Here is an 11778-nt window from a genome sequence, read left to right on the forward strand (position 1 = left end):
GTCGTGCTGCGACCGGGAGGGCACCTGCAGCAGGCTGCCATGTTCGGCCGGGCGCGCCATCCTTCAAGATCAATCCACGGTTTACCCCCGGATTTTGATGCCACGCAACGACCGGCAACACCCATCAGCCAGTAGTTGCGTTTGCTAATATTGCAGGTAGTAGACAAGGACGGCAGTGGACAGCCAACACCGCCCACTGCCGTCCGAAAATCGACCCAGTGCGGGTTCGAACCCCGTCGGGGGCACCGTTATCGCTGGTCGAGGCGAGTCTCGAGCTAGATTGCCCCGGGTAAATCCCTGGAATTGCCGAGGCCCGGGAGTCCGTCGTCGGCCAGCCACCGCTCGGTCGGAAGCGGGACCGGTCCCGCGCCGGTCGTCGAGACTGGCCGGCATGGCGATTCCAGCACCGTTACGGCAGGCTGTCTCTCGGGTTGTACCGCGAATTCTGCTCGCGGCGGCGCTCTTGCCCGGCTTTGGATGCCTGATCACCGGGATCGGCCAGCGGAGCGATGTCGACAATGCCTACCGGATCGAGTTCGGGCATGAGGGCGACACCTGTACCGAGTCCGGTCCCCTGTACTTGAGCGTGGACACCGGCGAAGCGATGGCCTGCACGGCTTACCCGCAGTTCCCGTCCGGCGGCACGACGACGCTGCCCGGGTTCACCCCCGCGCAGAACGGCGAGATCGGGGACCTGGTCAAGCAACTCGCCGGGGGCGGGTTGAGCGAGGTTGAGCAGCGGCGGATCCAGGACCGGGTCGACGAGATCGCGGCTACGGTGCCCGAGTCGGAGCGGCCTTATCACTACACGGGGTTGTGGGGGACCGGGCTGGCGTTGCTTGGCGGCGCGATTGTGGTCGTGAGCCTGCTGCTTTTCGGCTTTGTGCGCAGGCCGCTGCGGTCGTGGCTCTTGGGCCGCTAAGGGACAAGACCCACATCAGTGCTGATCCGCCCGTGCTCCAACGCGATCACCCTCTGCGCCCGCCGCACCGTCGCCGGACGGTGCGCGATGACCAGCAATGCGCACTCCCCGGCGACCTGGTCCAGCGTCCGCGCGAAAGCGGCTTCGTTCGCCGCGTCCAGTTGGGAGGTTGGCTCATCGAGCAATAGCAGCTCAGGTCGGGCCAGGAGGGCTCGGGCGATGGCCAGTCGTTGGCGTTGACCGCCCGAAAGCATGCCGCCGTGTTCGCCTGCGGGGGTTTCCAAGCCGGCGGGGAGGCGGTCGACGAACTCGGTCAGGTTGGTTTTCGCCAGGACGTCGCGGATTTGCTCGTCGGTCGCGTCGGGAGCGGCGTAGGTGAGATTGTCGCGCAGGGTGCCGTGCAGGATTGGGGTTGTTTGTTCTACCAGGCCGATTCGCTGGCGGCATTCCGCGATGGACGGCTGGTGTCCGTTGAACAGAATGGTTCCGCGATCCGGTTCGTAGAAACGCTCGATCAGCGCGAGGATGGTGGATTTTCCGGCTCCAGAGGGGCCGACCAGTGCGACGTGGCCTTGGCGCGGCACGGTGAAGGAGACACCGCGCAGCACGGGGCGGTCGGGGTGGTAGCTGAACCAGACGTCGCGCAATTCCAGTACTGGGGCGGAAGCCACGGAGACACGAGAGAGGGGCGTAGCGTCGGTTTCGGTGGGGAGCTGGGTCATGTCGTGGACTCGCTGGAATGCGGCCAGTCCTTTTTGGATGGTGGCGGCTACCTCGAACAAACCCGCGCTCGGGACGGCGATGTAGCTGACGTAGAGCAGGAAAGCCACGAGTTCGGCGAGGGTGAGACTGCCGTTCGCGACCTGGATTCCGCCGGCGACCAGTACTGCGATGAGGGCACCGTGGGCGGAGAGGGTCACGGCAGGCGCGGCGATGGAATTCAACCGCGCGGCGCGGACGTTGTCCTGATAGGTCGTGCGGGCATAGTGGCCGATGCGGTCGGTTTCCCGGTCTTCCGCGCGCGTGGCGCGGATCGTGCGGATGGCGCTGAGCGCTCGTTCCAGTTCCGCGGCCATCAGGCCCAGGCTGTCCTGTGCGTTCTCCGTGGCGTTTCTGATGCGCGCCAACACAAACAGCGTGACGCCGCCCACGCCGCCGACGATGACTGCCACGATGCCGAACAGCAGTGGGCTCAGCCAGAGCATGGCGATGGCGCCGCCGACGACTACGAAGCTGCCGGTCAGCATTTCGACCAGGTCGTAGGCGAGGGTGTCGCGCAGCAGGGTCGTGTCGGCGGTGGTTCGGGACAGCAGGTCGCCGATTCGGTGTTGGTCGTAGAGGCGCATGGGAAGCCGCAAAAGGTGGCTGACCAGGCGGACTCGCAGGCCCAGCACGACGCCTTCGCCGGAGCGTTCCAGCCAGTAGCGGCCGACGGTGTCCGCGACGGCCTCGGCGGCGAAGACGGCGATGAGGGCGACCAGCAGCCAGCCGATCGCGCGGTCTGTTCCGACGGCGTCGATGGTCTGCATGGCCAGCATTGGTTGCAGCAGGCCAAGTCCGGCGCCGATGAGGGTGAACAGCAGGGCGACGGCGATGTTTCTCCGGTGCCCGCGGGTGGCGGCGAACAGGTGGCGCAGACCGACCCGGGTACGGACCGGCTCTTCGGTCGCCGAAGGAGTGGACTTAGCGGCGGTGACGGTCATGCGGGCGGTCCTCGGCCGTGAGGGGAGCAACGGTCAGCAGCGGAGCGAAATGGCCCGGCGGATGGATTTCGTCGACTGCCCGGCCGTCGGCTTCGACCCACGCGTGGGCGCTGAAAGGCTGCGTGCGTACGCCGGTGCACCACGTCGGCCAAGTACCGTGCGCGCGGCACAGCAGCGCGGTGGCGACGGAACGGAGCAGGCAGCCGTCGCCCGCGCAGCGCAGGCTGATCGCGACGACTGATCGACGCGCGGTGCGGGCCTCTTCGAAGGTGGCGGGCCGGGCGCCCCGGCGGACGAAGGTCAGGATCGCGCAGAGGTGCTTGGGGGAGAGCGCGTTCAGCAGCGTCGAGAGGCCGACCGCCAGCAGCGGAAGGATTTTCCGGTGCAGCGGCAGGCGAATGCGATGGGGTACCACGGACGGCTGGCTCACGACGCCTCGACCAGTCCGGCGGCGAGCAGGCTGTCGGTCATCGCGCTGATGTCAGCTCGCACCTTGGCGGCGTCGATGTCGTATCTGGCGGCTAGGTCGGCGGCGATCCGGTCGGCGGATTCGCCCGCCAGCAGGCGGTCGAGGGTGTGCGCGCCGGTGCGGTTGACCTGCCAGTAGCTTCCGGTGCGTTTGTTGAGCAGGACCGAGCCGTCCGGGGTGTCGGTGAGCGCGGTGTCAGGGTGCAGGTGCATGGGTCCTCCGGGCGGTCGCTGGCCGGGCGTCGGCGATCGCGCGCAGCCACATCTCGCAGCCGAGCGCGGTTTCCAGGTGCGCTTCCCATTCGTCGTCCATCCGGGGTTCGAGCAGGCACGACCGGAGCACGTCGAGGTCGAGCAGGCCGCGCGCGGCCAAGGCGGAGTCGGCGAAGTAGTCGAGCAGGTCGGGTACGTGCCGGTGCGCCTCGGCATCGTCGTCGTCCTGGTAGTTGCCCTTGGTGGTGCGGTCGAGGATGACGTCCGGGACGAGCCCGCGCATCGCGGTGGCGAGCAGCGGTTTGTACCGCCATGGCGTGAAGCGGTCGGAAGTCCGGACCGCGAGCGCGGCTTCGACGACCCGGTCGTCCAGGTACGGGAGGTCGAGCGGCACGCCGCAATCGAGGTACTCGCGCTGGATTTGCTGGCACAGCGGGCCTGCGGCGCGCAGGCTGGTGAGCGCTTCGTGCTGACCGCGGTCGTCGGCGAGGGGCTCGGCCTCGTCGGCGATCGCGTACAGGACCCGGCGGGTCGTCGCGAGCGCGTCCGCGGTGGCCCACGGCGAGGCCCGGACCGCGTCGGCCCAGCCCAGTTCCGGGGTCCCCGGGCGGGGCAGCGGGTCGGTGAGGTGGTCAGCCGACTCCCGCCACCAGTCGCCCCAGCTCTGCCTGCTGGCGAGATCGGCGAGGGTGCGCCGCCACGACCATCGGCCGAGACTGCGGTAGACCCGGAGCTGGCGCAGGCCGGTGAGCGGGCGACGGCGGATCAGGGTGTGCAGATAGCTGGCCGAGGCGGTGAAGACCTCGTCCCCGCCGTGCCCGGCCAGGTGCAGGCCGGAACCGTGCTCGGCGAGCATGCGGACGCAGTGGGCGGAGCCGTTCAGCCCCCGGGTCATCGTCCACGGCGCTTCGAGATCGGACGTCGCATAGGGCGGTGCGAACAACGCGGGCGCGCTGCCTTCGGACATTTCCAGGTGCTCTACACCGGGGAGCAGCCGGGCCGCCTCGGCGGCGAAGATCGGATCGTCGTTGGCGACGCTGCCTCCGGTCCACCGGAAGGTGAACAGGTCGGGATTCTGCTCGACGGCGAGGAAACACAGCGTCGTCGAGTCCATTCCGCCGGAGAGGTCCAGCGACAACCGGCCCGTGGCGGGCCGCCGCTCCGCGACCGATTCGCGCAACGCGGCGCGGACGGCGGGAGCGCCCTTCTGGATCGGCAGGACCGGGTCCGGCGGGCGCCACCAGCGCACCGTGCGGGCGGTTCCGTCGTCGGCCAGCACGATCGAGGAATCCGGCGGCACCGAATGCACTGTGCGCCACCAGCTTTTCTCGATCAGCGGGGGAAGCAGCTGCATTTCCGTCAGGTGCGCGGCGAGGAGATCCTCGTCCAGGTCCGCTCCGGTCATCTCGGCCAGCAGGTCGGCGCGGGTGCTCGCGACCGGGGTGGCGTCGATCCGGGTGTGGAAGGCGCGGCGCAGGTTCGTGAGCGTGCCCTGCAGCCGGACCTGCCCGTTCACCGACGCGATGAGATGCGCGCTGCCAGGCAGGACGCGGGCGAGCGTGTCCGCGTCGGCCACGGTCCGCAGGCGGGCGGTGTAGGCGGTCAGCCGCTCGACCGGCATCGGGCAGAACCCGAACACGGCGACGCGCGCCCGGCCCGCGATGGCCACCCGGATTTCTCCCGGGGCCCAGCGGCCGGCCAGCCAAGGCCGCCCGGAGGAATGGAACAGGACACTCGGCCGCTGGTAAGGAACTCGCGGCAGCAGCGCGGCGCCGCCCGGCGAGTCGGGGAGGACGACAAGGCTGCTCGGCTCTGCGTTCATCGGACCACCGACCGGGATCGATTCGAACGACGGGAGGACGAACGTGGCCGAAGGCCCGTTGGCTCGGCCTTTGGCGACGTCAGGGTCAGTGCAGCTGTCCGCGAGACGACCGGGTGCTCAGTGGCGGCGGCGACGTCCGCGGTGGCGGTGGTCGCGCCAGATGCCGTCAATGCGGCGGGTGTCGGTCGCGAAGCGGCCAGCGGAGGATGCGGCTGGGGCTCGGTAGCGTTCGGGAAGGGTTTTCACGGTGACCAGTCCTCTGCTCAACTTTTGGTGCCGCGTGAGCGGGCTGACGAAACGACCGGCTAACCCGGCCACGTCAGGCCAGTCGGTGACAGGTGCTGTCTGAATGCCCGCGTCTGCGGGAGAGAAGGCGCCCGAAGAAGATGCTGTCGAGCGCGCCCCGGCCGAAGCGGCGGGTGTCGGTCGCGAAACGGCCGGCGGGGGACGCGTTGGGGGCTTGGTAGCGTTCGGGGAGGGTTTTCACGGGAACCAGTCCTCTGCTCAACTCTTCGGATGCCGAGCGACGGGCTGACGAACGTGGCTGAAGACCGGCTGACTCGATCCCCAGCCACGTCAGGTCAGCTCAGCGGGTGGTGAAACCCCGCGTGTTCAGTGCGTTCAGCGGCGACGACGACGTGCGCGGTGGTGATGGTCGCGCGGGCCGCGGCGGAGCCGCCGGGTGTCGGTCGCGAAGCAGCCGACGGAGGAGGCCTCAGGGGCCTGATAGCGCTCGGGAAGGGTCTTCACGGAAACCAGTCCTCCTCTGTGCTCTCTTTCTGCTGTCATTTCTTATGGGTTCGATAGCGATCGCTGATGAACTGTTCCGATGCGCGAAGTTCTCCGCCTGGAACACGCTAGCAGGGCCGCCGGGTGCTGACACTCGGGCGTTCAGTCGAATCAGTTGGGCCGACGGCGAAGTTCGCTTTGTTTTTGATGAAGAATATGCGGAACAGTGCAGCTAACCTGGTTGTAAGGTTTCCGGAGAAATACTTCTGGGTGCGTACTGAATTCCCGGAAGGAGATTTCGCCGGTGCCGCGGTGCGTTCAGGGAATGGCGAGCGCGCCGGGAGCGTCGGCCGGGACCGCGGGATGCCGCGGGGGCACGGGATCGATGCGTTCGTAGCGCGCGCCGAGCGGAGGGCGCCGGTCTTCCTCGCCGCGGTTGGGCCAGAAGGACATCGCGCGTTCGGCTTGGGCGGTGATCGTCAGGGACGGGTTGACGCCCAGGTTCGCCGAGATCGCCGAACCGTCGACGACGTGCAGCCCGGGGTGGCCGTGGACGCGCTGGTACGGGTCGAGGACGCCGCCCGTCGGATCGTCGGAAATCGCGCAGCCGCCGATGAAATGCGCGGTCATCGGGATGTTCAGGATCTCGCCGGTGGTGCCGCCCGCGATGCCGTCGATTTTGTCCGCGACGCGGCGGGCGGCGTCGTTTCCGGCGGGGATCCACGTGGGATTCGGTTCGCCGTGGCCGGGCGCGGACGTCAGTTTGTGCCGTCCGGTGCGGGTTCGTTTGCCGGAGACGGTGATGGAATTGTCCAGCGTTTGCATCACCAGCAGGATGATGGTGCGTTCGGACCATCGGCGCGGCGAGAACCAGGTGAAGTTGCGCGGATTCCGGGCGAACGCGCCGAGCCAGGTCAGCCAGCGCGGGGCGGACTTCCCGCCGTCGGTGAGCGCGGTTTGCAGCAGCGACATCGCATTGCTGCCCTTGCCGTAGCGGCACGGTTCGATGTGCGTGTGCGCGTCGGGGTGGATCGACGAGGTGATCGCGACGCCGTGGGTGAAGTCGACGTCCTTGCGTTTCGATTTCGCGCCGAGGATGGATTCCGAGTTGGTCCGGGTCAATCGGCCGAGGCTGGCGGAAATTCGGGGCAGTGCACCGGTTTCGCGGGCTCGGTGGAGCAGTTTTTGCGTGTTGTAGGTGCCCGCGCTGAAGATGACGTCGCGGGCGAAGAAGGTGCGCACGTTTTTGCCGCGGCGAGGCGACTTTCCGGTGCGGACCGCGGTGACGGTGTAGCCGCCGTCTGCTGGGCGGACGTCGAGCACTGTGGTCATCGGGATGACGTTCGCGCCGCGTTGTTCGGCCAGGTAGAGATAGTTGCGGTCCAAGGTGTTTTTGGCTCCGACGCGGCAACCGGTCATACAGGAACCGCATTCGGTGCAGGTTCGGCGGGCTGGTCCGGCGCCGCCGAAGAACGGGTCTGGCACGACAGTTCCGGCGGGAGTGTCCTTGTCGCCGAAGAAAACGCCGACTGGGGTGAGTTGGAAGGACGAGCCGACGCCCAGGTCGTCGGCGACTTCCCGGAGCACCTCGTCCGCGGTGGTGACGGTGGGGTTCTGGGTGACGCCGAGCATCCGGCGGGCCTGGTCGTAGTGCGGTTTCAACTCCGCTTGCCAGTCGGTGACGTGCGCCCACTGCGGGTCCGCGAAAAACGGCGCGGGCGGTTCGTAGAGAGTGTTGGCGTAATTGAGGGAACCGCCGCCGACGCCCGCGCCGCCGAGGATGACGACGTCGCGGAGCAGGTGGATGCGCTGGATGCCGTAGCAGCCGAGACGCGGTGCCCAGAGGAAATTCCGGACGTCCCAAGAGGTTTTGGGCAGCGTCTCTTCGGTACGGCGCGGCCCGGCTTCCAGCACGGTGACGCGGTAGCCCTTTTCGGACAGTCGCAGTGCGCTCACGGAACCGCCGAAACCGGAGCCGATCACGAGGACGTCGGTCTCTTCGCGGGGTGGAGTCATCGGGTCCTCGCCTCGGGTCTGGGGACGCCGCCGGACGGCGATTGGGCACCGTCCGGCGACGTTCCCCGCAGTCTTCGCCTCAGGTCAGGCGCGCGCATCGGTCTGTGGACCGGGAGGTCGGGACCCGACTGGTCCCGCAGCACAAATTCAGTCGACCGGCCGGAGGACGGCGGGACCCAGCAGGCGGCATGCCAGCAGCGCCACCTCGACGTCGATCCGCCCCTCGGACAGCGGACGGCCGCGCTCCTGCTCGGCCTTGCGGAGCCGGTACTGGATGGTGTTCTTGTGCAGGTGCAGCTCCTGCGCGGCGACCATCAGGCTGCTCCCGCTGGACAGATACGCCCAGACCGTCTCGCGCATCCGGTGGTGTCCCTCGTCGTCGTCGGCCAGCGCGCCGAGCACCGACTGGACCCAGCCCGCGACCGCCGACGGATCGGCCGCGACCAGCGCCAACGGCCCGAGCTGCGCCGCCGCGGTGACCGGTCGCGGTTGGGAGCGCTCGGTCATCTGCGCGACGGCTTCGGCTTGCCGGGCTTGCTGGTGGGTGGTGCGGAAGCCGGCCAGTCCGCTCGCCGGGTCGCCCAGTGCGACGCGGACCGGATCGGGTGAGCTGGCGAGCGCGGCGGACACCGAGTCGAGGTCGAGCGTCGAGACAGGGAACCAGGCCCAGACGGTCGAGGCGTCCGGGGCCACGACCAGCGGAGTGGTGCCGAGGGCGGTCGCGAGCAGGGCCGCGTGGCGTTCGAGGGTGGTCAGCCGCGCGCTTTCGTCCAGCTCAGGACCGCACCACAGCACCGCGCCGACGTGCCGGTCCGACAGCGCGTAGCCGAGGGTTTTCTCGACGTCGGCGGTGTCGACGGGCTTGCCGGACAACGCGGCTTGCACTTTCGCGAGCCGGGCCGCGTTGCGGTGGCGCAGCCAGGTGTCGCGTTCCGCCTGGTAAGCCTCGACGACCTCCTCGGAGATCTTGTCGATGTAGGTGAAGGCGACCTGGGACAGCTCGGTGGCGGCGACCGCGACGTCCGCGGCCTCCACCGGCTCGGCGGCTATCCGGGCGATCATCTCCTGCTGGAAGGCCGCCTGGCCGAGGCGGTACGCACGCAGCATCGCGGTGATCGGCACCCGGCGCTGGGCCAGCCGCCGCGCGAACTCCAGCGCGACCGGCGGCGCCCCGACGTCCACCGGCTCCGCCGCGCCGCCCAGCACGCCCAGCGCGGCGACCACGTTCTCCCGCACCGTGCTTTCCAGCAATTCAGCGGCCTGCGCGTCGGGCGCGAGCGTAGGCAGTTCGGTGGTGACCTCCTCCACGATGCGCGCGCAGAGCAGCGCGAGCTCGGCCAGGACCGAGTCCGCGACCTTGGCCAGCGTGGCGGCAGCCGTCGACGTCACAGGCAGCACCGTACGCCCGGTTCGTGCCCGGGACCCAACGCAGCCGGGCGTTTCGGTTTCGCGCACAGTGTCCCGCCGCCCGCGGATTTCTACCTTCGGGAAAACGACAGACCGCGTGGAGGCCGCCATGAAGAAGTACCGCCTCGCCGGAGCTCACGGCGAGACCGCCTGGCACGACCGGAAGCGGCACCTGTGGCTGCTTGGGCTGGTGGTGCCGCTGCTGCCGTTCGCCGCGATCGGGCTGCACGCCGCGACCGGATCCGACGCCGTGCTGTGGCTGGGACCGCTCGTCGTGCTCGTCCTCGTGCCGCTGATCGACCTCGTCGCCGGCTACGACCACACCAATCCGCCGGACGAGGTGATGGAGGCGCTGGAGGAGGACCGCTACTACCGCTGGATCACCTACCTGTTCCTGCCGTTGCAATACGCCGGTTTCATCGCGGGCGCGTGGATGCTGGCGCGCGGTGATTTGTCCGTCGGCGGCAAGATCGGCCTCGCGATCACGTTGGGCACGGTCGCCGGTATCGCGATCAACACCGCGCACGAACTCGGCCACAAACGGGAAGACACCGAACGCTGGGCGGCGAAAATCGCGCTGGCGCAGTGTTTCTACGGGCATTTCTACATCGAGCACAACCGCGGGCACCACGTCCGCGTCGCCACTCCGGAGGACCCGGCGTCGAGCCGGATGGGTGAGAGCTTTTACCGGTTCTGGCCGCGTACGGTCATCGGCTCGCTGCGCAGTGCCTGGGGTGTCGAGCGGAAACGGTACGCCCGCAAGCAAAGCCATCCGTTCCACCTCGGCAATGACGTGCTCAACGCGTGGCTGATGAGCGTCGTGCTGTGGGGCGGGCTGATCGCCTGGCTGGGCGTCGGGATCCTGCCGTATCTGGTGGTGCAGGCGGTGTTCGGGTTCTCGCTGCTGGAAATCGTGAATTACATGGAGCACTACGGGATGCTGCGCAAGCAGGTCACGCATGGCGCCAAGACGCGGTACGAACGGGTCACTCCGGCGCATTCCTGGAATTCCAACAATGTCGCGACGAATGTCCTGCTGTACCACTTGCAGCGGCACAGCGATCACCACGCGAACCCCACGCGCCGGTTCCAGACTTTGCGCGACTTCAAGGAAAGCCCCGTTCTGCCGACCGGCTACACCGGAATGATGGTCGTCGCTTTGGTTCCGGCGTGGTTCCGCAAGGTGATGGATCCGCGGGTCTACCGGCATTTCGATGGCGACATCCGGCAGGCGAACGTGCAGCCGGGCAAACTGCCGTCGCTGCTGAAGAAATACCCGGTGCTCGCTGCTGCGGTGGAACAACCCGCCGCGGACACCCGGCCGAAGCTGGCCGACGACGTGGACGCCGCACGGTGCCCCGGCTGCGGCTACGTCTACCGCGTCGCGGAAGGCAACGAGCTGGAGGGCTTCGCCGCCGGGACGCCGTGGTCGGAGATCCCGGACGACTGGACGTGCCCCGATTGCGGCGTGCGCGACAAGGTCGACTTCGTGCCCGTGGTTCGGGAGGCAGCGTAATGAAGATCGTCGCGGATCACGGCAAATGCGAAGGCCTCGGGATGTGCGAGGCGATGGCCGACCAGTTCTTCGAGGTCGGGGACGACGGGTTGGTGCAAGTCCTCGACGAGACTCCGTCCGAGGCGGACCGGCAGTTCGTCGACGCGGCGGTGCAGGCGTGCCCGGTCGCCGCGTTGCGGTTGCAGGATTGAGGCCCGGTGGAGACGGAGCTGCTCGGGCGGGCGCGGTCTGGCGACCAGGCCGCGTTCGCCGTCATCTACCAGGAACACGCGCCGCCGGTCTTCCGCTACCTGCGGATGCGGGTGCCGACGGCGACCGTCGCCGAAGACCTGACGAGCGAGGCGTTCCTGCGCGCGTGGCGGAAACTGCCGGACTTCCGCCCGGACATCGGTTCGTTCACCGGGTGGCTGTACACGATCGCCGACAACCTCCTGCGCGACCACCGGAAATCGGCCCGCTACCGGCGTGAACTCCTCGACGGGAAAGACCACGACGGACCGGATATCCGGGGCGGAGCCGACCGGCTCGCGCTGGCCCGGATCGAAGCCGCCGCGCTCCGGCGGTGCCTGGCCGGCCTCAGCGAACCGCAGCGCGAGTGCGTGCGGTTGCGGTTTTTCGCCGGGCTTTCCGTCGCCGAGGTCGCCGAAACGATGAACAAGAACCCCAACAGCGTCCGGGCGCTGCAGCACCGCGCGGTGCGCACGCTCGCGACGCTGCTGGCCGAGACCGAGAAGGCGTGACGCTGTTATGCATGGATTCCTGGAGATTTTCAAGATCATGGGACCGCTGCTGGTCCTGATGCTGTGCCCGATCTGGCTTCCGCTGCTGGGGATGGCGATCGGGAAGCTCTCGGATCTGTTCTCCGGAGGCGGCAAGCGGACCGAGCCCGTGCGTGCGCCTCGGCAGGTGCGCGCTGAACCGGCGGAGGCGGGGAGCCGCGTTTCGCAGTGAGATATAGCCGGGCAAGCATGTCTCGGGCGGC

At 68.5% G+C, this 11778-nt stretch carries 11 protein-coding genes; 5 read left to right on the top strand and 6 right to left on the bottom strand.

Features of this window, described 5'->3' with window-relative positions; translation table 11 throughout:
• Window positions 1-391: 391 nt before the first annotated feature.
• Window positions 392-922, top strand: a complete 531-nt coding sequence (locus AB5I40_RS33065; RefSeq protein ID WP_370934120.1) for a hypothetical protein — start codon at window positions 392-394, stop codon at window positions 920-922.
• Here AB5I40_RS33065 and AB5I40_RS33070 read toward each other — a convergent pair.
• From AB5I40_RS33070 to AB5I40_RS33095, 6 genes are all read right to left on the bottom strand, one after another.
• Complete coding sequence (locus AB5I40_RS33070; RefSeq protein WP_370934121.1) at window positions 919-2625, bottom strand: ABC transporter ATP-binding protein; 1707 nt, start codon at window positions 2623-2625, stop codon at window positions 919-921. The genes AB5I40_RS33065 and AB5I40_RS33070 overlap by 4 nt on opposite strands.
• Window positions 2606-3055 carry a lasso peptide biosynthesis B2 protein gene (locus AB5I40_RS33075; RefSeq protein ID WP_370934122.1) on the bottom strand — a complete coding sequence of 150 codons (450 nt, stop codon included), beginning with the start codon at window positions 3053-3055 and terminating at the stop codon, window positions 2606-2608. Before AB5I40_RS33075 ends, AB5I40_RS33070 begins: the two co-directional genes overlap by 20 nt.
• Window positions 3052-3306 carry a lasso peptide biosynthesis PqqD family chaperone gene (locus tag AB5I40_RS33080; protein ID WP_370934123.1) on the bottom strand — a complete coding sequence of 85 codons (255 nt, stop codon included), beginning with the start codon at window positions 3304-3306 and terminating at the stop codon, window positions 3052-3054. Before AB5I40_RS33080 ends, AB5I40_RS33075 begins: the two co-directional genes overlap by 4 nt.
• Entirely contained in the window at window positions 3290-5128 is a 1839-nt protein-coding gene (locus AB5I40_RS33085) for an asparagine synthase-related protein (protein WP_370934124.1), read from the bottom strand. Before AB5I40_RS33085 ends, AB5I40_RS33080 begins: the two co-directional genes overlap by 17 nt.
• Before the next feature lie 1047 nt (window positions 5129-6175).
• Complete coding sequence (locus AB5I40_RS33090) at window positions 6176-7873, bottom strand: GMC oxidoreductase (protein WP_370934125.1); 1698 nt, start codon at window positions 7871-7873, stop codon at window positions 6176-6178.
• Between the two features lie 147 nt (window positions 7874-8020).
• A complete protein-coding gene (locus AB5I40_RS33095) occupies window positions 8021-9262 on the bottom strand; it encodes a PucR family transcriptional regulator (protein ID WP_370934126.1) in 1242 nt (413 codons plus the stop codon).
• 127 nt (window positions 9263-9389) lie between these two features.
• Here AB5I40_RS33095 and AB5I40_RS33100 point away from each other — a divergent pair, with 127 nt between their 5' ends.
• Genes AB5I40_RS33100 through AB5I40_RS33115 form a run of 4 tightly spaced genes read left to right on the top strand, consistent with a single transcriptional unit; the run spans window position 9390 to window position 11747 of the window.
• Window positions 9390-10796 (top strand): fatty acid desaturase, encoded by a 1407-nt coding sequence (locus AB5I40_RS33100; protein WP_370934127.1) that lies wholly within the window; start codon window positions 9390-9392, stop codon window positions 10794-10796.
• On the top strand, window positions 10796-10987 hold the full coding sequence (locus AB5I40_RS33105; RefSeq protein ID WP_370934128.1) for a ferredoxin: 192 nt from the start codon (window positions 10796-10798) through the stop codon (window positions 10985-10987). Before AB5I40_RS33100 ends, AB5I40_RS33105 begins: the two co-directional genes overlap by 1 nt.
• 6 nt (window positions 10988-10993) lie before the next feature.
• Window positions 10994-11536 (top strand): RNA polymerase sigma factor, encoded by a 543-nt coding sequence (locus AB5I40_RS33110; protein WP_370934129.1) that lies wholly within the window; start codon window positions 10994-10996, stop codon window positions 11534-11536.
• 37 nt (window positions 11537-11573) lie between these two features.
• Entirely contained in the window at window positions 11574-11747 is a 174-nt protein-coding gene (locus AB5I40_RS33115; RefSeq protein ID WP_370934130.1) for a hypothetical protein, read from the top strand.
• The last annotated feature ends 31 nt before the right edge of the window (window positions 11748-11778 follow it).

Origin of the sequence: Amycolatopsis sp. cg13, assembly GCF_041346965.1 — a bacterium.
GTDB lineage: Bacteria > Actinomycetota > Actinomycetes > Mycobacteriales > Pseudonocardiaceae > Amycolatopsis.

Coding starts and splice junctions, on each gene's coding strand:
- AB5I40_RS33065 (WP_370934120.1), top strand. CDS start 392: ATGGCGATTCCAGCACCGTTACGGCAGGCTGTCTCTCGGGTTGTACCG.
- AB5I40_RS33070 (WP_370934121.1), bottom strand. CDS start 2,625: ATGACCGTCACCGCCGCTAAGTCCACTCCTTCGGCGACCGAAGAGCCG.
- AB5I40_RS33080 (WP_370934123.1), bottom strand. CDS start 3,306: ATGCACCTGCACCCTGACACCGCGCTCACCGACACCCCGGACGGCTCG.
- AB5I40_RS33085 (WP_370934124.1), bottom strand. CDS start 5,128: ATGAACGCAGAGCCGAGCAGCCTTGTCGTCCTCCCCGACTCGCCGGGC.
- AB5I40_RS33090 (WP_370934125.1), bottom strand. CDS start 7,873: ATGACTCCACCCCGCGAAGAGACCGACGTCCTCGTGATCGGCTCCGGT.
- AB5I40_RS33100 (WP_370934127.1), top strand. CDS start 9,390: ATGAAGAAGTACCGCCTCGCCGGAGCTCACGGCGAGACCGCCTGGCAC.
- AB5I40_RS33105 (WP_370934128.1), top strand. CDS start 10,796: ATGAAGATCGTCGCGGATCACGGCAAATGCGAAGGCCTCGGGATGTGC.
- AB5I40_RS33115 (WP_370934130.1), top strand. CDS start 11,574: ATGGGACCGCTGCTGGTCCTGATGCTGTGCCCGATCTGGCTTCCGCTG.